The sequence below is a fragment of the Cedecea sp. NFIX57 genome, from assembly GCF_900177785.1.
GTDB lineage: Bacteria > Pseudomonadota > Gammaproteobacteria > Enterobacterales > Enterobacteriaceae > Cedecea > Cedecea neteri_C.
Map to the genome: position 1 here is coordinate 155,039 of NZ_FXAS01000004.1, position 20,246 is coordinate 175,284.

A 20,246-nucleotide genomic window follows, 5' to 3' on the forward strand; every position below is an offset into this window, starting at 1 on the left:
AAAGGGAGAGAGTTCTGGTTAGCTCGATTTCTCGAAAGGAGAGGGAGTGCGCCGTCCTGGTTCCCTCGCCCCTTTGGGGAGAGGGTTAGGGTGAGGGGCCCTTACTGGTAATCCCTGAAGCTATAAATCCCCGCCGCCAGCACCAGCTGCTGCGACACTTCATGAGCCTTTTCGCGGCTTACCAGCAAATCAATAATCTTCAGTGCAAAATCAATCGCGGTTCCCGGCCCCTGGCTGGTGAGCAGGTTAACTCGTGGATCCCAGACGACGCGTTTATCCTGCCATTGCCCTTCGGGAATAGTATCCTTCAGGCTTGGGAAACCGGTCATGTTACCTATCGGGAACAGCTCGTGCGGGACCAGAACAGTGCCCGCCGCCGCGCAAATGGCGGCCACGATTCTGCCCGACAGATGAAACTGACGCACGGTCTCGACCAACAGCGGGCTGTCGCGGAAGCATTCGGCACCTTTCAGGCCACCGGGGAGCACCACGATATCAAAATCGCCGTCGGCCACTTCAACTAGCGGTGCATCCGCCAGTAATTTCACGCCGCGTGAGCAAACAATTTTCAGGTTGCCGTCGGGGGCGACGCTTGCCGTCGTGACCTTGATCCCGGCGCGGACCAGCAGATCGATAGTGGTAACCGCTTCGGTCTCTTCAGTGCCAGGTGCCAGGCAGACCAGCGCTCGTGCGCTCATATTCATTCTCCTTACGTTTAACCTGCTCATAGAGCCGGGCATTCACCGGCACAGGAACGCCGTGAGCTCTCGCTCTGCGCAGCAGGTAGCCGGTGATATAGTCAATTTCCGTGTGGCGCTCCAGACGGATGTCCTGCAGCATCGATGAGGTGTTTTCTGCCGTGCTTTCAATCACCTGCTCAATATAATCCAGCAGATTTTCGGGCGAGGTATGGTGCCCCTCGCGCGTCATTACCTGGGCCACTTCTTCACAAATGCTGGTCACCTCATCAAGATGATTTTTGAGATCGCCGTTAGTGCAGTTGTACAGCGCGGTCAGCGGGTTTATCGCGCAGTTTACCGCGAGTTTGTTCCAGCTCGCCGGCTGGATATTGTTGTGCCAGGCCACATCGGGCAGCGCGGCATGGAGTGTATCTGCAAGGTAGCTGAAGTCGCTGGCTTTAGCGTTCCCTGGGCCAACGTGAGTGATGCCGGAAGCAACGTGAACAATCACATTTCCGTCTCTTTTGGCGGCCTGAGTGGTTAGCCCGAGTAACAAAGGCTGAGGCAGGCCGTTTAGCTCATCCAGCGTGCCCATCCCGTTATGCAGTAGCAATATCGGGCAGCTCGAAGGCAGTTGGGCTGCCAAAGTGCGCACGGCATCGGAAACCTGCCACGCTTTGAGCGTCACGAGCAGGAGATCGCTGGTGGCGAGAAATTCAGGATCGTTAGCCGTGAAGGACTCGTTAAAGACGCTGCCATCGGTGTTATCGAGCAGATTGACGTGGCAATACGGCTGCGGCACCCGCAGCCAGCCCTGAAGCTCATGCCCTTGCTTGTGAAGTGCGGTCAACCAGAGCTGACCCAGCGCACCGCAACCCAGCACGGTGATTTTCATTATTGCCTCCCCATTCGCACACTACGCGAATGCTAAACTTACTTTCTATTATAGCGTTATCGGCTTTCCGGCTCTTTAACAGGTTGTTTTGCGCAGCCCAGCGGGTATTATGCAACGCAAACCAGAGAGGGAGAAAACACATGCCATCTTTTGATATCGTTTCTGAAATCGACCTGCAGGAAGTGAACAACGCGGTAGAGAACGCCGAGCGCGAGCTGGCGACCCGTTTTGACTTCCGTAACGTACCGGCAAGCTTTGAGCTGAATGAAAAAAATCAGACCATCAAAGTTGCCAGCGAATCCGACTTCCAGGTAAATCAGTTGCTGGATATCCTGCGCGCCAAGCTGCTTAAGCGCGGCATCGAAGGCAGCTCTATTGATGTGCCTGAAGAGTTTGTTCACAGCGGCAAAACCTGGAGCGTGGAAGCTAAGCTGAAACAGGGTATTGAAGCAAGCGTTGCTAAGAAAATCATTAAGCTGATTAAAGACAGCAAGCTGAAGGTTCAGACCCAGATTCAGGGCGAAGAGATCCGCGTGACGGGTAAAGCTCGCGATGATTTACAGGCTGTAATGGCGCTGATTCGTGGCGGCAATCTGGGGCAACCGTTCCAGTTTAAGAATTTCCGCGACTGATCTATGCCCTCTCCTTAAAAAGAGAGGGGATGCTGCTTAATCCCTCACCGCATCAGGTGAGGGATGTTCTACCCTTTCACCACCTGCTCAATCTCATATCTGTTCGTCAGCTTGCTGTCGATTTTCACATACGCGCTGCGTTCTTCCGGAATGATGTTCGCTTCACTCACGCCTGGCTGAGCCAGTAGCCTTTCACGTAAATGCTCGTCGTTCGCACTGCTTTCTGGCAGTTCAATACGCAGGCTGCTGACGTAAGGTGGCTCCTGCATTGTCCAACTGACGAACAGCCAGACCATCGCCAGCACCGCGCCTGCCAGGAAGACGGTTTGCGAATCAAACAGCCCGTTCAGCCAGCCGCCAAGCGACCCACCGATGGCCACGCCAATAAACTGGCTGGTGGAATAGATGCCCATAGCGGTGCCTTTGTAGCCTGCCGGGGATTCTTTGCTGATAAGTGAAGGCAGAATCGCTTCCATCAGGTTGAAGGCGAGGAAGAAAAGCTGCACGCCAATCACCAAATCCCAGAAGTGCGGGCCCGCGCCCCAGAGCACGATCTCGGCAATCAAAAGCACCGCTACGCAGCCTACAAAGACGTGCTTCATGCGGCGTTTAACTTCGGCATAAATAATGAAAGGTACGACCGAAACAAACGAAATCAGCATGGTACAGAGATAGACTTTCCAGTGCTGAGCCGCCGGGAAGCCCGCCTGTTCAAGCTGGCCCGGCAGGGCGACAAAAGTGGACATCAGCATGATATGCAGACACATGATGCCGAAATTCAGCTTAAGCAGCTTCGGCTCCATCATCACCTTGCGGAAGCAGCCTTTGACCATCCCCGACTCGCGGTTAAGCACATGCGTTTTGGTATTAGGCACTACACAAAGAGTGATCAGAATGCCGCAGGTGGCTAAGACGGCAATCATCCAGAACAGAGCCTGCAGGCCAAGTGCCTGAGTAATGATCGGGCCGAGCACCATCGCGATGGCGAACGTTACCCCGAAACTGACGCCGATAAACGCCATCGCTTTCGTTCGGTTCTGTTCACGGGTTAGATCGGAGAGTAGCGCCATGACAGCGGCGGCGATTGCGCCAGAACCCTGCAGCGCACGGCCTAAAATGACGCCCCAAATGGAGTCGCTCAGAGCGGCAATCACGCTGCCGAGTACAAAGATGGCCAGCCCGCCAACGATAAGCGGCTTGCGGCCAATACGGTCAGAAAGCAGGCCGAAAGGGATCTGGAAGACAGCCTGCGCCAGGCCATAAATCCCGATTGCCAGGCCAATGAGCGCTTCGCTTGCGCCCTGCAGCGCCATACCCCAGGTGGTAAGAACCGGCAATACCATAAACATACCCAGCATACGCAGGGAAAATACAGTGCCTAAACCCCACGTCGCACGCAGCTCGACGGGCGTCATTTTGTAATCGTTCATTACCACCTCAGATAAAAAGTCGGCCTTAGTGTAGTGCGAGGGCAGGGGAGGGTAAATCGTTAGTTATTTAGCAGATATTACAGGGCAGGTGCTTTGATGATACTGATAAAAAAGGGCACCGAGGTGCCCTTTTATGCTTTTCGCGACTTACCAGACGTAAGTCAGCAGATTATGTGAATCTGGCACCATAAAATCGACCGACATCATGACGCTTAGCGAGGTAATGGCCACGATAGAGAAGATGAACAGCTTGCGCGCCCAGACCTTATCGTCTTCCACTTTATAGCCCCGCAGCGCCATGCCCAGCCACCAGACGCTGACCGCCGCGGCGACGATCAGGTATTTGTATCCGGCATAGCCGCCAAGAGAAAGCATCAGCGTTGCCACCGCAAAAGCGATGATGTACAGCGTGATGTGGTTCTTGGCGACGGAAATGCCTTTTACCACCGGCAGAACCGGAATATTAGCGGCCTGGTAATCTTTAAAGCGGAAGATGGCAATCGCATAGGAGTGCGGCATCTGCCACAGGCTAAAGATAGCCAGCAGGATAGCGGCGCCGGTGTCGAACTCGTTGGTCACGGCGCAGTAGCCTATAACCGGAGGAGCCGCACCGGACAGGCTGCCAATGAGCGTGCCGTAGACCGAGTGGCGTTTCATGTAGAGGCTATAGACCCCGACATACACCACGAAGCCCATCACGGCCAGCCACATCGCCAGCGGATTAGCACCAAACCACAGCAGCATGAAGCCAGCAATACCCAACACGGTGGCGTACACCAGCGAAATTTTCGGTGAAATCAGGCCTTTAACCAGCACCCGATTTTTCGTTCTCTCCATTTTCTGGTCGATGTCGCGGTCGATAAAGTTGTTGTAAACACAACCTGATGCGACCACCAGTGATACGCCAACCAGCGTATAGAGGAACAGTGGGTAATTAATGCTGCCCTTCGAGGCCAGTAAAAATCCCCCAATGACAGAAATTAAATTACCGAAAATAATTCCTGGTTTCGTTACTTGCAGGTATTGCTTAATCATACATGCCGCTCTTAGTGAACCATCATGTTCAGGTTGAGGTTCCACATAATCCAGATCGAGCCAATCACCAGAATGGCAATAATCAGCACCGTAAAGGCAAAGGCCACCAGGTTCCAGCGCTCACTCGAAGAGGTGTTCAGATGCAGGAAGCACACGAGGTGCACCAGAATCTGGACGACTGCAGTCACCAGGATCACGGCCAGCATAGTGCCGTGAGAGGCCGTGCCTTCCATTACAATCCAGAACGGGATAGCCGTCAGGATGATAGACAGGATAAAACCTGTCATGTAGGTCTTCACGCTACCGTGGTGGGCGCCGCTATGTTCAGTTGAATGACTCATTACATTGCCCCCATCAGATAGACTACAGAGAATACGCAAATCCAAACCACGTCAAGGAAGTGCCAGAACAGGCTCAGGCACATCAGACGCGCACGGTTGGTGCTGGTCAGGCCGCGACGGGAAACATGAATCATCATGAATGCCATCCACACCAGACCGGAAGTTACGTGCAGACCGTGGGTACCGACCAGCGCGAAGAACGCTGACAGGAAGCCGCTGCGATCCGGGCCGAAGCCTTCTTTGATCAGGTGATGGAATTCATAAATTTCCATCCCAACGAAGCCTGCACCGCACAGGAAGGTCAGCGCCAGCCAGGAGATAACCTGGCTTTTGTTGCCTTTGTTCATGGCAATGATCGCCATGCCGTAGGTGATGGAGCTCACCAGCAGCAGGGCAGTTTCAACGGCCACGAACGGCAGTTCGAAGATGTCTTTCCCTGCCGGGCCACCTGCGGTGCCGTTCACCAGAACGGCATAGGTCGCGAACAAGCAACAGAACAGAATGCAGTCGCTCATCAGGTAGATCCAGAAACCAAAGACCTTATTGGTTCCCGCATCGTGGTGCCCGTGCTCCGCGGCGTGGGCGTTATTTACAGTCTCAGTTGCCATTTTTCAGCCCTGCTTTGGTGAGTTCTTCGAAATGCTGATTTTCCAGTTTTTCGACTTCAGCCACCGGAACATAGTAATCCACATCTTCGTCGAAGCTTTTCGCAATCCAGGTGATAACGATGCCGGCAAAGCCAACAATCGCCAGCCACCAGATGTGCCAGATCATGGCAAAGCCAAACACGGTGCTGAATGCAGCGATGATGATACCGGCTGCGCTGTTGCGCGGCATATGAATCTCTTCATAGTGCGCAGGCTGCTTGTACGCTTCACCTTTCTCTTTCATCTCCCAGAATGCATCACGTTCGTGAACGTGCGGCAGGTGGGCGAAGTTATAGAACGGAGGTGGGGAAGAAGTTGCCCACTCCAGCGTACGGCCACCCCACGGGTCACCGGTCAGATCGCGGTTCTGCTCGCGGTCACGGATAGAAACGTAGAACTGAATCAGCTGGCACAGAATGCCCAGAGCGATCAGCGCCGCACCACAGGCTGCAACAACCAGCAGGGTGTGGAACTGTGGATCGATCTGCTGGCTCAGACGACGGGTCATGCCCATGAAGCCCAGCACGTACAGCGGCATAAATGCCACGAAGAAACCGATAATCCAGAACCAGAAGGCGCGTTTGCCCCAGGTTTCGTTCAGCGTGAAGCCGAACGCTTTTGGCCACCAGTAGGTCAGACCTGCGAAGCAACCGAAGACCACGCCGCCGATGATAACGTTGTGGAAGTGTGCAATCAGGAACAGGCTGTTGTGCAGCACGAAGTCCGCGCCCGGTACCGCCAGCAGAACACCGGTCATCCCACCGATAGAGAAGGTGACGATGAAGCCAATGGTCCACAGCATCGCGGAGTTAAAGACGATACGGCCCTGATACATGGTGAACAGCCAGTTGAAGATCTTCACCCCGGTCGGGATGGCGATAATCATAGTGGCAATACCGAAGAAGGCGTTTACGTTCGCCCCGCTGCCCATGGTGAAGAAGTGGTGCAGCCAAACGATGAACGACAGAACGGTAATCGCGATAGTCGCCCACACCAGAGAGGTGTAACCGAACAGACGCTTTTTAGAGAAGGTTGCAACCACCTCAGAGAACACACCAAACACCGGCAGCACCAGAATATAAACTTCCGGGTGGCCCCATGCCCAGATGAGGTTGATGTACATCATCATGTTGCCACCCATATCGTTGGTAAAGAAATGGGTGCCAAGGTAGCGGTCAAGGGTCAGCAGCGCGACGGTCACGGTGAAGATTGGGAACGCGGCGATAATCAGTACGTTAGTACACAGCGAAGCCCAGGTAAACACCGGCATTTTGAACATAGTCATACCTGGGGTACGCATGTTCAGAATGGTCACGAAGAAGTTAATACCGGTCAGTGTCGTACCGATACCGGATAGCTGGAGACTCCAGATCCAGTAATCGACCCCGACGCCCGGACTGTACTCAATCCCCGATAGCGGAGGATAAGCCACCCAGCCGGTCTGAGCGAATTCGCCCACCCCAAGGGAGATGTTAACCAGCACCACGCCGACAACGGTGAACCAGAAGCTCAGGTTGTTCAGGAACGGGAAGGCAACGTCACGCGCGCCAATCTGTAAAGGCACAACGATGTTCATCAGGCCGATAACAAAAGGCATCGCCACGAAGAAGATCATGATAACGCCGTGGGCGGTAAAGATCTGATCGTAGTGGTGAGGCGGCAGGAAGCCTGCTTCGCCGGCCGAGGCCAGCACCTGCTGGCTACGCATCATTACTGCATCGGCAAAGCCGCGCAGCAGCATGACGATAGCAAGAATAACGTACATCACGCCGAGGCGTTTGTGGTCAACGGAGGTTAGCCACTCTTTCCATAAATATTCCCACTTACCGAAGTAAGTGATAGCCGCAAGCAGCGCCAGTCCCCCGACGATGATTGCCGCAACCGTAACCATGACAATTGGCTCATGGTACGGGATTGCATCCAGTGTAAGTTTTCCGAACATCGTATTATTCCTCGGCCCCTTAGTGAGAGGTTTCCGCGTGACTCATGTCCATGCCTTCCATACCTTCCATGCCTTTCATATCGTCATGGGAAGCCTGTTCACCTTCCGGCTTGGCCATGTGCATGCTCCCGTGTCCCATAAATTTGTTAATAACGTCTTTAAACAAATCAGGTTTAACACTGGAGAAGTATTCGACTTTGTTGTATTCGCTTGGCGCGGCCAGTTTCTCGTAGGTCGCCATATCGTTCATGACTTCTGGAGACTGTTTCGCTTTAGCCACCCATTGGTTAAAGGTGTCCATGTCCGGCGTGGCGATAGCCTTGAACTTCATGCCGGAGAAACCTTTACCGCTGTAGTTTGACGAAATACCGTCGTAGGTGCCGGCTTCATCTGCAATCAGGTGCAGTTTGGTCTGCATACCTGCCATTGCGTAGATTTGGCTACCCAGGCGCGGAATAAAGAAGGAGTTCATCACCGAGTTAGAGGTGATTTTGAATTCCACTGGGGTATTGGCTGGGAAGGCAATTTCATTCACCGTAGCGATACCTTGCTCCGGATAGATGAAGAACCACTTCCAGTCCATGGCGATAACTTCGATGGTCACCGGCTTCGCTTCATGTTCCAGCGGGCGGCTAGGTTCAAGCGAGTGGGTGGTTTTCCAGGTCAGTACCGCGAGGAAGATAACGATAAGGATAGGAATCGTCCAGACTACAGCTTCCACTTTGTTCGAGTGCGACCAGTTAGGGCTGTATTTGGCGTCCTTGTTAGATGCCCGATATTTCCAGGCAAAACCGATAGCCATTGCAATTGCAGGGATAACGACAATCAACATCAGGCCGATGGCCGTCAGTATCAGTGAACGTTGTTCCAGTCCGATCTGTCCTTTGGGATCCAGGAGTGCAGAATCACAGCCACTGAGTAAAAAAGCGCCTGCGATTAATGACAACCATCCCAAACTTTTATTGTATTTCCTGAGTCTCATTTAACGACCTCAATTCCAGGGAGCTCTATTGTCGTTTAAAGTGTGCCGGCATTTTACGGGAAGGTTACATTACTGTAAACATGAATGGCTCAGTGTCAGTAGGGTGTTACCGGGTTCTGCCGACGATGTCACACAGAATGCAACAAACTGTAAAATCTAGCGTTGGTGCGCGGGGCCGCAGGTTATAACGAAAACCTATGTTGGCGGAAATAGTCCGGGGAAATGAGTATAACCAGTCAAATTAAAATACATTTAATTAACAATGCGGCAGCATTTGTCACATGTTTCCAACAAATATTAATTTCGCACCGGGCTGAATCGTTAAGGATAATCTTTTAATGCTTATTGAACAAAGTAATTAAAGAAAACTGTATTTAATTACGATAAATAGTCCTCGGCGGTAACACTTAACGACCTGGGTAATTAATAGACAATAAAAGTAACTGCCCGGTATTAATTACTTCATCTTAATGAAAAACATCGATGCATTCGTCGGGATTAAACCCGTTGAATATCCATCACACTTCCCAGGGATAAGGCAATGACAGGATACACATCACCCATTATTGGCATCGATCTCGGCACGTCCAATAGCGCCGTGGCCTGGTTTAGTGACTCGGGGACTGCGTTAATCCTGGGCCGCAGCGGTGAGCGTTTAACGCCTTCCGTGGTCGGGCTGGACGACGAAGGGCACCTGCTGGTTGGCGAAGCAGCAAAGGCCCGACTGGTTAGCCATCCTCATCTAACGGTCGCCAGTTTCAAGCGCTATATGGGTACCGATAAAGTTTTCACCCTGGGCCAGCAGTCATTTCGTGCTGAAGAGCTTTCCGCGTTAGTGCTGAGAAAATTAAAAGCGGATGCCGAAGTCGCGCTTGGCTGCAGCGTCACGCGCGCGGCCATTACCGTGCCGGCTTATTTCAACGATACCCAGCGCAAAGCGGTGAAAGCCGCAGGGCAGATGGCCGGGCTGGAGGTTGAGCGTCTTCTTAATGAGCCCACGGCAGCTGCGCTGGCCTACGGGCTTGCCGACAGCCGTGAGCAGAAATTCCTGGTCTTCGACTTAGGCGGTGGGACGTTTGATGTCTCCATTGTCGATATGTTCGAAGGGGTGATTGAAGTCCGGGCCAGCAGCGGTGATGCCTGGCTGGGAGGCGATGATTTTACCGAGGCCCTGCGTCAGTGGATGCTGAGCCATTATTCTCAACTGACGCTTGATGATCCAGCGTTTGCCGCAGAACTGACCCGCCAGGCCGAATCGCTAAAACAACAGCTCAGCAGTCAGGAAAAAGCCACTGCGAAGCTGGAGTACGGCAGTGAGGCATATGAATGGGAGCTGACCGAAGAGGCCTTCCAGATGTGCTGCAGTGCGCTGCTATCCCGGCTGAAAAAACCAGTGGTTCAGGCGTTACAGGATGCACAGTTTGACGTTGCGCAACTCGATCACGTTATTCTGGTGGGCGGCGCAACGAGAATGCCGCTGGTTCGCCAACTGGTGACCCGTATGTTTGGGCGTTTCCCGCGCAACGAACTGAATCCTGACGAAGTGGTGGCGCTGGGCGCTGGCGTCCAGGCCGGGCTTATCGCGGAAGATAAAGCGCTGGACGATGTGGTGCTTACCGATGTGATGCCGTATTCACTGGGGATCGAAGTCGCCCGCAGTCATGGGGACAAAATAGAAGCAGGCTTTTTCTCGCCGCTGATTGAGCGCAACGCCTTCGTACCGGTTAGCGTGATGCAGACTTTCAGCACCGTAAATGATAACCAGCGGAAGATCGATATTGAGGTCTACCAGGGGGAGTCGCGCAAAGTGAGCGACAACCTGTTGCTGGATAGCATGTCGATAAATATCCCGGCCCGTAAAGCGGGTGAGGTTAGCGTGGATGTGCGTTTCACCTATACCCTCGACGGCATTCTGGAAGTGGAATGTAAGGTAAGCGGCGAGCAAACCGCGTCGACAATGGTGATTGAAAAAGCGCCGGGAACCCTCAGTACTGAAGATATTGCAAACCGCTTAAAACAGCTGGACGCCCTCAAACAGCATCCCAGGGATGTGCCAGAAAATCGCCAGCTGGCTGCCGAAGCGGCAAAACGCTATGAGCAAACCTTGGGTGAAAGACGCCAGATTATCGATCATTACGCTACGCAGTTTGAACAGGCGCTGGATCGCCAGGACCTGCGCGCTATTGCTGCCGCGCGGGATGAACTGCGCCGGGTGTTAGACCAGCTTAACGACGGACTGTAAACATGGCGACAATATGGGATGTGCTGGGCATTGAGCCTACAACTGATGAAAACGAAATCCGCCGGGCTTATGCCCGCGAGTTAAAGTTGCGGCGTCCGGACAAAGATCCGAAGGGCTTTCAGGCGTTGCGCGAGGCGTTTGATAGCGCCAAGCGCTATGCCAGTTCGGCGGTCATTCTGAACGACGAAGATGAGAGTCTCCCGGATAAACCCGAGCCTACGCCTATGGTGGATTATGTTCGACAACTGATGCAGGAGCAGACACCTCAGCCACAAACACTCTGGAGCAAAAATGAACTCTGGGAACAGGCGCAGTCAATTTCGACCTTGTTAATCAAGGATGAGCTTGAGGGATTGGGGGCACTGCACTGTTACCTTGATAATGAAATCCCCGATGCGCTTGAAGCCAGACATGCGTTTAGCCTGATGCTCGCTGAAGCGCTAAGCGAGCAGAAGTGGCTCAACCGCAGCCTGTTAAATGAAGTTTCAGCGGTGATGGACTGGCAAATTGACAGCTATCGCTCATCTCAGCTACCCGACTGGCTAATGCATGCCCTCGAGCAGCAGATTGACATAACGAATCGGGAAAACTACTGGCAGTATCTGGCTCGGCAATATGGCGGCAGTCGTTATGGGCAGTTGAAATGGCGCTTGCTGACGGAAAAGGGGATGGTGATTTCATGGTGGGTGAGGCTGATACCCGATCTGCTGTCGCAACTTGCGAAGCAAGTAGGGGAGTTACGCCAGCAGTCGCCCGCATTGTTGGAGCGCCTTAATCCTTCACTCCTTGATGTGCTGCATAAACCAACCCTGGCACTAAGCTGGGGAGCCATCATCGCCGTACTTTTCTGGGGATACACAGCCTGGTTAGTGGGCCATGAGTCACCGAAAGCCGCGCTTCAGTCTGGCGTCATGCTGGGCGTCGTGGCGACTTTTCTCTGGGGATATCCATTTTTTGAGCGCCGGTTTGAATCCGGTGGAGCGGCAAGCAAATGCGTGCATACTTTTTTCTGGCTGGCGTCGGGACTGCTTCTTGCGATAGCGTTTTATAGCGTCTGGCGTGGGGCGAGCGCATGGCAGGGTAAAGATGCTATAACGATGCGGGCGCTGGTTATCCTGCTCTTCCTTGTTATCCCGGTAGGATGGGCGCTTTGGCAAAGGCGTGGCGATTGGCGTAACTTGCCTATCAGGATTGTGGTTGTTGTCCTGATGTTCCCGGTTTTATTTATTCGCCAGCTTCCTCCGCTGGTGAATCTATTGGGCATGATGTTGCTGCCCATGCTTTACGGCATCATTATCCAAATGGTCTACTTCATAAAATAAAAAAGCCCCCGGTTTATGCCGGGGGCTTTCGCATCAAACGTTGTGCATCAGAACATCAGCACCATCCACGGGTAGCTGATAAGCATCAGCGAACACAGGAAGATGGCACCAAAGATGGTACCCATTCGCCAGTAATCTTTGGTTGGCAGGTAGCCGCTGCCGTAGTAAATCGGGCTTGGACCAGTGCCGTACGGGGTGATGATCCCCATCACGCCGAGCGAGGTCACCATCATCAGGCAGAAGACCGGCATATTAATACCCGGAATGGATGCGGCGATGGTCAGTGTGGCCGGCAACAGGGCGGTGGTGTGCGCCGTGGTGCTGGCAAACAGATAGTGCAGCAGGTAGAACGCCACCAGCAGCATCACCGCCGACACCTGCGGGTCGAAACCGTGCAGCAGTGCGGCACCTTCTTTACCCAGCCAGGCAATAAAGCCCACGCGCGCCAGGCCATCGGCCAGCGCCACCAGGGTGGCAAACCAGGCGAAGGTATTCCAGGCTGGTTTATTGCTGATGATATCGTTCCAGTTCAGAACCCCGGTCCACAGCATCAACACGATAACCAGCAGGGCGGCCATCGCAGGTTCAATCCACGCCGCAGCAAAAATCCACATCAACAGGGCGCTACACACGAACAGCAGCAGCAGGATTTCATTGCGCGACAGTTTGCCCAGTTTTTCCAGCTCTGCGGCTGCCCACTTCGGCACTTCGTCATTCACCTTCACTTCCGGCGGGTAGAACCAGTAGGCCAGCAGCGGCATGGTCAGGATAAGCAACACGCCCAGCGGCAGGAAGGCAAGGAACCACATGCCCCAGGAGATCTCAAAGCCGATGATGCTTTTCACCAGCGCCAGCGCCAGCAGGTTCGGTGCCAGCGCGGAGAGGAACATCGAGCTGGTGATACAGGCGGCGCTTATCGCCACCCACATCAGGTAAGAGCCAATTCTGCGCGAGCTTGGGTCGTTAGGCAGAGAGCCATACAGCGGCGGCAGGTTAGCAATAATCGGGTAAATGGTGCCCCCGCTGCGCGCTGTGTTAGACGGCGTGAACGGGGCGAGCAGCAGGTCGGCGAAGGTGATCGCGTAGCCCAGCGTCAGGCTGCGTCGACCCAGGTACTTCACCAGAATCAGCGCCAGACGGCGGCCAAACTGCGTTTTGTCGTAGCCGGCGGCAAACATAAATGCGCCGAAGATCAGCCACACGGTGGAGTTGCTAAAGCCGCTGACCGCCCACTGGAAGGACTGGCTCGCCAGCTTAAATTTAGGATCTGCCAGCTCGGCCGGGCTAAACAATAGCCACTGGCTGAACAGCGCGATAACCACGATGCCCGTCAGCCCGATAACGGCCCCTGGTAAGGGTTCGAAGATCAGCCCGACAATCACGCCGACGAAGACGGCAAAGAAGTGCCATGCGTAGGGCTCTAATCCGGCCGGAACCGGAAGCAGTAATATAATGATGCTGATAAGGATCGGTAAAAATAGCAATATCAAGCGCTTTTTATTCCCGGTGTCCGGGGGCGATGCTTTCGCTGTCGCGCTTATTGGTGAGGTGTTAGTCATAGCCTGTGCCTTAAAGTTATCATGATGAATTCGATTAATATTCCCTGCAAAACCTGTTTCCCGACTTTTATTTCCACCTCATCTTTTATAGGCAGAATTTTATGCATTCATGATAGTTTTTTTAACCGGTGCAAATCTGAGCGCTCATCGCACCTGCTCCCTGCCTCCCTTTAACCTCATATTTATTGAGTGATAAGCGATTGTTTCTTGAATCCTTCATCATACTGAAACAATGGGATATTATCCCTTCTTTTGCGCTCCTACTGGCCGTGCCAGGTATTTGATTTTGGTTTCTGAATAGCAAAAAGCCAACGATTTTATTTAGCTGTAAAATTCGCTCCATTTATATCCATAGTCTTTAGGTGGTTAAAGATCAAATCGTAACCTGATGTAAATAAGCCGCTTCGCTGATTGCCACCGACTATTCAGTAGAAGCAAAGTGATATAAAACCTTTTGTTATTTATGGTTATTATTTGTATTTGCTTTTTTTAAGGCGTTGACTAACATTCGAAAAATATATTCCGCAAAATTGCCGTTTCTGTTCCCTAATTCAAATTACGTTACTCCTGATAATTGTGTTGCCTGCCGGGGCTATTCATTGAGTGCCGGACAATGTCGACCTCACCTGCTGGAATGATAAAGAATGAACTCCAAAACTCCGATCCTGAAGCCACTCACCTTGCCCAACGGCGCGGTGCTAAAAAACCGCCTGATCATGGCGCCGATGACCACCTGTACCGGTTTTTACGACGGTAGCGTGCCGAGCGATTTGGTTGAGTATTACCGTGAACGCGCCGGCACGATCGGCACCGTTATCGTCGAATGCTGCTTTATCGATCCTAAAGGTCCGGCTTTCCCTGGCGCGCTGGCTATCGACAGTGACAACAAAATTCCTGGCCTCGCGCGCATTGCCAGCGCGATTAAATCCCGTGGCTCTAAAGCAATCCTCCAGATTTATCACGGTGGCCGAATGGTTGAACCGGAGCTGATTGGCGGCAAGAAGCCCGTCGCGCCAAGCGCCATTGCCGCGCCGCGCGAAGGGGCCACCACGCCAGAAGCCCTGACAGCCGAAGAAGTGGATGTGATGATCACCAAGTTTGGCGATGCCGTTAACCGTGCCATCAAAGCTGGTTTCGACGGCGTGGAGATTCATGGCGCAAACACTTACCTGATCCAGCAGTTCTATTCACCCAACTCCAACCAGCGTGACGATAAGTGGGGCGGCAGCCGCGACAACCGCGCACGCTTCCCGCTGGAAGTGCTCGAAATCACCCACAAAATGGCCAGCCGCTTCGCCGATGCTTCCTTTATTATCGGCTACCGTTTCTCGCCGGAAGAGATTGAGGTGCCGGGTATTCGCTTTGACGACACCATGTACCTGCTGGAAAAGCTGGCGGAAAGGGGCGTGGATTACCTGCACTTCTCCGTGGGTTATTTCAAGCGTGCGTCGATCGTCGATACCCAAGACCCGACCATGTTGATCAACAAGTATCTGACAATGCGCTCTGAAACGCTGGCGAAAGTGCCGGTTATCGGGGTAGGCGGAGTTGTTAACCGCAGCGATGCCGAAGAAGCGCTGGGCCTGGGTTACGACCTGATTGCCGTCGGTAAAGCCTGTATTGCTTATCCGGACTGGGCCGATCGCGTACTGAAAAATGAAACGCTCGATCTGTTCATCGACAGCACCAAGCGCGAAGAGCTGCTGATCCCCGAGCCGCTGTGGCGCTTCTCGCTGGTCGATGCCATGATCCGCGACACCAGTACGTCTGGCCGCAAATACAAAGCCGGGGTCTTCCAGGAGAAAGTGGAGGCCGAGGCGCTCAAACTCAAAATCAGCGTTACGCTCGACACGGACCGTATCACCGACATTACTCTGGTGCAGGACGATTCGGTGGATGTCGACTTCACCCCAAGTTTCGAAATTTTGCGCTCGCGTATGCTGGTGGCCAACAGCCCGTATGTTGATGCGGTGACCGGGGCAACGGCGCAAAGTGAGGCCCTGAAGAAAGCGGTCTCCCGCGCGATGACCACGTCTAGTAAAGAACACGTTATTGAAGAAGGCGGCAATCCGGATGCGCCTCAAAGCTACGACGTGGCGGTAATCGGCAGCGGGGGCGCTGGTCTGGCGGCGGCTATTCGTGCTTCTGACGCCGGTGCCCGCGTGGTGATCATCGAGAAGATGCCAACCATCGGCGGGAACACCATCAAAGCCTCCGTGGGCATGAACGCCGCGGAAACGCGTTTCCAGGCGATGAAGGGCATTAAAGACAGCAAAGAGCTGTTCTACGATGAGACGCTGAAAGGCGGTAAGTTCAGAAACAATACCGAACTGCTGAAAGAGTTCGTTGAGCGCGCGCCGGGTGCCATTGACTGGCTGGCAAGTCTGGACATCGTCCTGAACGATATAACCATCACCGGCGGGATGAGCATTGACCGTACGCACCGCCCGGCAGACCGCTCGGCTGTCGGTGGCTTCCTGATAAGCGGCCTGGTCAACAACGTCAACCAGCGCAGCATCGACGTTCTACTGGATACCACCGTGGAAGAGATCCTGCATGAAAACGGCGTGGTAACTGGAGTTAAGGTTGCTAACGAATATAACGAGCACCATATTCTGCTGGCGAAAAGCGTGGTGGTAGCCACCGGTGGCTTCAGCGCCAACCGTAAAATGGTGGTTCACTACCGCCCGGAACTGAAAGGTTTTGTGACCACCAACCATAAAGGCGCGACCGGGAGCGGTATTGCCCTGCTGGAGAAAATCGGCGCTGGCACGGTAGACATGGATCAGATCCAGATCCACCCGACCGTGGAGCAAACCACCTCTTATCTGATCTCCGAGTCCATTCGCGGCGGCGGGGCTATCCTGGTCAGTCAGGAAGGGCAGCGCTTCTTCAATGAGCTGGAAACCCGTGACAAGGTTTCCGCAGAGATTATCGCCCTGCCGGAAAAAAGTGCCTGGATCCTGTTTGATGAGCAGGTACGGCAGAACAACAAAGCGGCGGATGAATACATTGCCCGTGGGTTTGTGATCAGCGCCCCAACGGCGGAAGAGCTGGCGGTGAAGCTGAATATGGATGCGCACGCGCTGCAGCAAACGCTGGACCGCTACAACGGCTTTGTGAAGCAGAAAAAGGACGAGGACTTTGGGCGTACCACCGGGATGCGTTTCCCGCTGGACACCGGGCCATACTACGCGATCCGCATTGCGCCGGGGGTTCACCACACGATGGGCGGTGTCACTATTAACACCAGCGCAGAAGTAGTGACTGAGCAGCATCAGGTGATTCAGGGCGTCTGGGCTGCGGGTGAAGTGGTGGGCGGCATTCACGGTGCCAACCGTATCGGCGGCAACGCCGTCGCCGATATCATCATCTTCGGTACCCTCGCAGGGCAAAACGCGGCGGCACACGCGCTGGCTTAAGGCGATAAAAAAGCCGGCAGGAATAACCTTGCCGGCTCTCTCAGGCCGGGCGGTCATCCGCCCGGTTTTTTATTCTTATCAGATAAGTGCTGTTTTGCGCAGGGCGAGGAAGTCCAGCAGGCCACCAAACAGAATCCCGCCGATGGCAAACAAAGCGCCCCATTCCAGCAGCTGTAACCCAAACGTCCATTCGGTCAGCCCCAGCGCATTGCAGATAATCACCAGCAGCCACGCCGCCAGCAGCAGGCAGCCAAAGCCCAGAATACGCAGCGCCAGGCGGTAAGCCGGGGCAAATTCGCTACGTGACATGAAGGTTTCGTTTTGCTGGGTGAACTCCAGCGTGCGCTTACACACCAGCAATAACAGGATCCCCGGTACTGCGGCGACGACAGAGAACAGGTAGAACATCGGCCAGCCGTGGGCTTCCACGAACCAGCCGGCAATCGGGCCGACATACACGCGGCCCACGGCGGAAAGCGCGGAAAGCAGGGCGAACTGGGTGGCTGAAAATGACTTATTGCAAAGCGTCATCAGCAGCGCCACGAAGGCCGCAGTGCCCATGCCGCCGCAGAGGTTCTCGAAGAACACCGCGCTCGCCATGGCCATCATGTCTTTATCCGTTACCGACAGCAGCCAGTAGCCGGCGTTGGACACGCCCTGCAAAATGCCGAAGATCAGCAAGGCGCGGAACAGCGTCAGCTTTTGCATCAGCATTCCGCCGAGCAGCGCACCGAAAATAGTGGCGCACAGCCCCAAAGTTTTATTCACCACGCCGACTTCACCGGCATCAAAGCCAACGCCGCGGATCAGGAACGTGGTGGTCAGGCTCATGGCAAAGGCATCGCCTAGCTTATAAAGCACAATCAGCAGCAAAATTAGCCAGGCATTGTTGCGGCCAAAGAAGTCACGCAGCGGCTCAACGACGGCGCGCTCCAGGCTTTTAGGCACGGGAACTGCATCGGTAGGCTCTGGCGCTAACAGCGTAGCGATAATACAGGGCACGAGCAGGGCAGCCATCAGCCAGTAAGTCGCCTGCCAGCCCAAATAGCGGTCCGCCAGCCAGAGCGCAAGGCCGCCGGAAACCAGCATTGCCAGGCGATATCCCAGCACACTGATGGCGGCACCGGTCCCGCGCTCCTCGGCAGACAGAACATCGGTTTTCCAGGCATCAAAGACGATGTCTTGAGAGGCAGAACAGAAGGCGATGATCACCGCCAGGGCAGCCATCCAGCGCAGCTGCGAGGAGGGTTCAAGGAACCCCATGGCGGCAATTGCCACCAACAACAGAATTTGCGTAATCAACAGCCAGCCACGACGGCGCCCAAGCAGTGGCGGGGTGTAGCGGTCCATTACCGGCGACCAAAGAAACTTAAAGACGTAGGCCTGGCCCACAAGCGAGAAGAAACCGATGGTTTTCAGGTCGATGTTTTCGACGGTCATCCAGGCCTGAAGCGTCCCTGAAGTCAGGGCTAAAGGCAGGCCGGACGCAAAGCCCAGAATCAGCAAAATGGCTGATTTCGGCTGCTGAAAGATGCGCAGATAATGATTGGACATAGGGGAATTGTACAAACTCTGTTGTTGGCCCGCGTGAGCAGGCCAACGGGGTCAAAATTAACGAGCGTTCTGCTTAATGAAGTCGTGAACGCTGGTGTCCTGAGCCATATCCGCAATGGTATCGGTCAGCACGGAGTTAACCGCGGCAGCGATATTTTTATTGGTGGCCTGGAACGCACCTTCAACGTTATAGCTGGAGCGGTAGTTCTTGGTCATCTTGTTACCGTTCTTCGCGGTAGCAATGATGGAGATATCCGCTTTGGTGGCGATGTTGTAGCGCACGTTACCCTGGGAAACGTCGGCATACAGTTGGTTAACGATGATCTGCAGGTCAACGGGGCTGTTTGGCCCGATCATATAGCCGCGAGCGGTCATCTGCTTCTCCAGCACTTCCTGCAGCAGGAAGCGCAGATCGCGGGATGGCGTCAGCGTGACGAGCTGATTGTCGCGGGTCACTTTCGCCAGCGCCTGGCTGGTACGCTGATCGGCACCATTGATGCTTAGCGTAACGCCCATCAGGCTTGGATCCTGTTGTGGCAGGGTGATCTTTGGCGACACTTCAATGGTGGTTGGCGGTGTTGCGCAGCTGGCCAGCATAAACATGGCAACCAGCGGGAAAAGTAATTTTTTTAACATGTTCGCTTTCTCAATGTACTCAAAGGGCAGGCTGATAAAAAATCACGCCATCATAACACTGCGGTCGTGCAGGGGAAGTGCTTAACGCACGGAATTTCATCGCGTTGCCATTTTTCCGGGCTTCAGCAAAACCTTCTGACACTTTTCATTCGGTTTAGTGCCTTAACCCTATGAACGTTCTGATAACCGGGTGAAGAATGGCCCTAGAAAGTTAAATTTTTGTTGTGTTCAAAGCAAAATCTGGCTAAAAGCGGCTAACATTTAAAGGGATGAGTGGCATCTCTACGTTGTCGAGGAGAAAGTTCATGCTGATACGCGAGCAGATAGAAGAGAAGTTAAAAGCCGCCTTTACCCCCGCGTACCTGGAAGTCGTGGATGAAAGCTATCGTCACAATGTCCCGGCGGGTTCCGAAAGCCATTTCAAGGTCGTGCTGGTTAGCGATCGTTTTACCGGCGAACGCTTTTTAAACCGCCATCGCATGATTTATGGCACATTAAGCGAGGAACTGGCAGGCCCGGTACACGCGCTGGCGCTGCATACTTACACCGTCAAAGAGTGGGAAGGGCTGCAGGATACCGTGTTCGCCTCCCCGAACTGCCGTGGCGCGGGCAGCATTGCCTGATTAACCGCTAAGCGTTTGCAACTAAGGGAACTTTTCCGTTATGTTGCGGTATGTATACTGCGTTTCCAAAAACGGCCTGCGGGCCGTTTTGTTTTGTCTGCCTCTTTAAGGGCGCGGGCAAAAAAGAATAAATGACAAAGAAGTGTGAAAAAGGCCGCAGCCGAGCGCTATTGCCGTTCTCGACTCACCCCAGCGATGCCGCTATAATGCTGCGTCTTATTTTTTGAATGTCTTCGGGATGATTCTGACGACAGGGAATGTGTTTCTGATTCAGAGAACATCCTGGTTCTGTGAAGCCAACAGG

Annotated in this window: 16 protein-coding genes; 5 read left to right on the plus strand and 11 right to left on the minus strand. The window is 53.9% G+C overall.

The features are described 5' to 3' along the window. Positions 1-101: 101 nt before the first annotated feature. Together yajL and panE are read right to left on the minus strand one after the other, a co-directional pair. Positions 102-698, minus strand: coding sequence for a protein deglycase YajL (yajL, locus tag B9Y90_RS04635; protein ID WP_085540372.1), 597 nt, complete (start codon positions 696-698; stop codon positions 102-104). Beyond that, positions 658-1,575 carry a 2-dehydropantoate 2-reductase gene (panE, locus tag B9Y90_RS04640; RefSeq protein ID WP_085540373.1) on the minus strand — a complete coding sequence of 306 codons (918 nt, stop codon included), beginning with the start codon at positions 1,573-1,575 and terminating at the stop codon, positions 658-660. Before panE ends, yajL begins: the two co-directional genes overlap by 41 nt. A 140-nt stretch (positions 1,576-1,715) precedes the next feature. Between panE and B9Y90_RS04645 the strand changes: the two genes are divergently transcribed. Continuing rightward, complete coding sequence (locus tag B9Y90_RS04645; RefSeq protein WP_008454581.1) at positions 1,716-2,207, plus strand: YajQ family cyclic di-GMP-binding protein; 492 nt, start codon at positions 1,716-1,718, stop codon at positions 2,205-2,207. Between the two features lie 68 nt (positions 2,208-2,275). Here B9Y90_RS04645 and B9Y90_RS04650 read toward each other — a convergent pair whose 3' ends face one another. The 6 genes from B9Y90_RS04650 to cyoA all read right to left on the minus strand — a co-directional run bounded on the left by B9Y90_RS04650 (position 2,276) and on the right by cyoA (position 8,584). Beyond that, positions 2,276-3,637, minus strand: a complete 1,362-nt coding sequence (locus B9Y90_RS04650; protein ID WP_085540374.1) for an MFS transporter — start codon at positions 3,635-3,637, stop codon at positions 2,276-2,278. Positions 3,638-3,784: 147 nt separating this feature from the next. Beyond that, positions 3,785-4,672, minus strand: a complete 888-nt coding sequence (gene cyoE, locus B9Y90_RS04655; protein ID WP_008454592.1) for a heme o synthase — start codon at positions 4,670-4,672, stop codon at positions 3,785-3,787. Positions 4,673-4,683: 11 nt separating this feature from the next. Beyond that, a complete protein-coding gene (locus B9Y90_RS04660) occupies positions 4,684-5,013 on the minus strand; it encodes a cytochrome o ubiquinol oxidase subunit IV (RefSeq protein ID WP_008454594.1) in 330 nt (109 codons plus the stop codon). After that, on the minus strand, positions 5,013-5,621 hold the full coding sequence (locus B9Y90_RS04665; RefSeq protein ID WP_008454595.1) for a cytochrome o ubiquinol oxidase subunit III: 609 nt from the start codon (positions 5,619-5,621) through the stop codon (positions 5,013-5,015). The genes B9Y90_RS04660 and B9Y90_RS04665 overlap by 1 nt, the downstream gene beginning before the upstream one ends. Next, entirely contained in the window at positions 5,611-7,602 is a 1,992-nt protein-coding gene (gene cyoB / locus B9Y90_RS04670; RefSeq protein ID WP_039290766.1) for a cytochrome o ubiquinol oxidase subunit I, read from the minus strand. The genes B9Y90_RS04665 and cyoB overlap by 11 nt, the downstream gene beginning before the upstream one ends. Before the next feature lie 19 nt (positions 7,603-7,621). Continuing rightward, positions 7,622-8,584, minus strand: a complete 963-nt coding sequence (gene cyoA, locus B9Y90_RS04675) for a cytochrome o ubiquinol oxidase subunit II (protein ID WP_039290768.1) — start codon at positions 8,582-8,584, stop codon at positions 7,622-7,624. Positions 8,585-9,125: 541 nt separating this feature from the next. On the opposite strand from cyoA, the gene B9Y90_RS04680 reads away from it, so the two are divergent. Then, positions 9,126-10,826, plus strand: coding sequence for a molecular chaperone HscC (locus tag B9Y90_RS04680; protein ID WP_085540375.1), 1,701 nt, complete (start codon positions 9,126-9,128; stop codon positions 10,824-10,826). A 2-nt stretch (positions 10,827-10,828) separates the two neighbouring features. Beyond that, on the plus strand, positions 10,829-12,148 hold the full coding sequence (locus B9Y90_RS04685; RefSeq protein WP_085540376.1) for a J domain-containing protein: 1,320 nt from the start codon (positions 10,829-10,831) through the stop codon (positions 12,146-12,148). Between the two features lie 47 nt (positions 12,149-12,195). Here the strand turns inward: B9Y90_RS04685 and B9Y90_RS04690 are convergent, their stop codons facing one another. Continuing rightward, positions 12,196-13,707 (minus strand): anion permease, encoded by a 1,512-nt coding sequence (locus tag B9Y90_RS04690; RefSeq protein WP_085540377.1) that lies wholly within the window; start codon positions 13,705-13,707, stop codon positions 12,196-12,198. A 644-nt stretch (positions 13,708-14,351) separates the two neighbouring features. Between B9Y90_RS04690 and B9Y90_RS04700 the strand changes: the two genes are divergently transcribed. Beyond that, positions 14,352-17,129, plus strand: coding sequence for a flavocytochrome c (locus tag B9Y90_RS04700; protein WP_085540379.1), 2,778 nt, complete (start codon positions 14,352-14,354; stop codon positions 17,127-17,129). A gap of 78 nt (positions 17,130-17,207) precedes the next feature. Here B9Y90_RS04700 and ampG read toward each other — a convergent pair whose 3' ends face one another. After that, positions 17,208-18,683: a muropeptide MFS transporter AmpG gene (ampG, locus tag B9Y90_RS04705; protein WP_085540380.1), complete on the minus strand. Its 1,476-nt coding sequence runs from the start codon at positions 18,681-18,683 to the stop codon at positions 17,208-17,210. 57 nt (positions 18,684-18,740) lie between these two features. Further along, positions 18,741-19,319: a lipoprotein gene (locus B9Y90_RS04710; protein WP_039290781.1), complete on the minus strand. Its 579-nt coding sequence runs from the start codon at positions 19,317-19,319 to the stop codon at positions 18,741-18,743. A gap of 305 nt (positions 19,320-19,624) precedes the next feature. On the opposite strand from B9Y90_RS04710, the gene bolA reads away from it, so the two are divergent. Further along, complete coding sequence (gene bolA, locus B9Y90_RS04715) at positions 19,625-19,942, plus strand: transcriptional regulator BolA (protein ID WP_008454607.1); 318 nt, start codon at positions 19,625-19,627, stop codon at positions 19,940-19,942. Positions 19,943-20,246 lie beyond the last annotated feature (304 nt).

What these genes read in the sequence shown, in the direction of transcription:
- B9Y90_RS04690 (WP_085540377.1), bottom strand. Translation starts at nt 13,707, where the DNA reads ATGACTAACACCTCACCAATAAGCGCGACAGCGAAAGCATCGCCCCCG.
- bolA (WP_008454607.1), top strand. Translation starts at nt 19,625, where the DNA reads ATGCTGATACGCGAGCAGATAGAAGAGAAGTTAAAAGCCGCCTTTACC.
- cyoB (WP_039290766.1), bottom strand. Translation starts at nt 7,602, where the DNA reads ATGTTCGGAAAACTTACACTGGATGCAATCCCGTACCATGAGCCAATT.
- B9Y90_RS04710 (WP_039290781.1), bottom strand. Translation starts at nt 19,319, where the DNA reads ATGTTAAAAAAATTACTTTTCCCGCTGGTTGCCATGTTTATGCTGGCC.
- panE (WP_085540373.1), bottom strand. Translation starts at nt 1,575, where the DNA reads ATGAAAATCACCGTGCTGGGTTGCGGTGCGCTGGGTCAGCTCTGGTTG.
- B9Y90_RS04685 (WP_085540376.1), top strand. Translation starts at nt 10,829, where the DNA reads ATGGCGACAATATGGGATGTGCTGGGCATTGAGCCTACAACTGATGAA.
- B9Y90_RS04645 (WP_008454581.1), top strand. Translation starts at nt 1,716, where the DNA reads ATGCCATCTTTTGATATCGTTTCTGAAATCGACCTGCAGGAAGTGAAC.
- cyoA (WP_039290768.1), bottom strand. Translation starts at nt 8,584, where the DNA reads ATGAGACTCAGGAAATACAATAAAAGTTTGGGATGGTTGTCATTAATC.
- cyoE (WP_008454592.1), bottom strand. Translation starts at nt 4,672, where the DNA reads ATGATTAAGCAATACCTGCAAGTAACGAAACCAGGAATTATTTTCGGT.
- B9Y90_RS04665 (WP_008454595.1), bottom strand. Translation starts at nt 5,621, where the DNA reads ATGGCAACTGAGACTGTAAATAACGCCCACGCCGCGGAGCACGGGCAC.
- B9Y90_RS04680 (WP_085540375.1), top strand. Translation starts at nt 9,126, where the DNA reads ATGACAGGATACACATCACCCATTATTGGCATCGATCTCGGCACGTCC.
- B9Y90_RS04650 (WP_085540374.1), bottom strand. Translation starts at nt 3,637, where the DNA reads ATGAACGATTACAAAATGACGCCCGTCGAGCTGCGTGCGACGTGGGGT.
- yajL (WP_085540372.1), bottom strand. Translation starts at nt 698, where the DNA reads ATGAGCGCACGAGCGCTGGTCTGCCTGGCACCTGGCACTGAAGAGACC.
- B9Y90_RS04700 (WP_085540379.1), top strand. Translation starts at nt 14,352, where the DNA reads ATGAACTCCAAAACTCCGATCCTGAAGCCACTCACCTTGCCCAACGGC.
- B9Y90_RS04660 (WP_008454594.1), bottom strand. Translation starts at nt 5,013, where the DNA reads ATGAGTCATTCAACTGAACATAGCGGCGCCCACCACGGTAGCGTGAAG.
- ampG (WP_085540380.1), bottom strand. Translation starts at nt 18,683, where the DNA reads ATGTCCAATCATTATCTGCGCATCTTTCAGCAGCCGAAATCAGCCATT.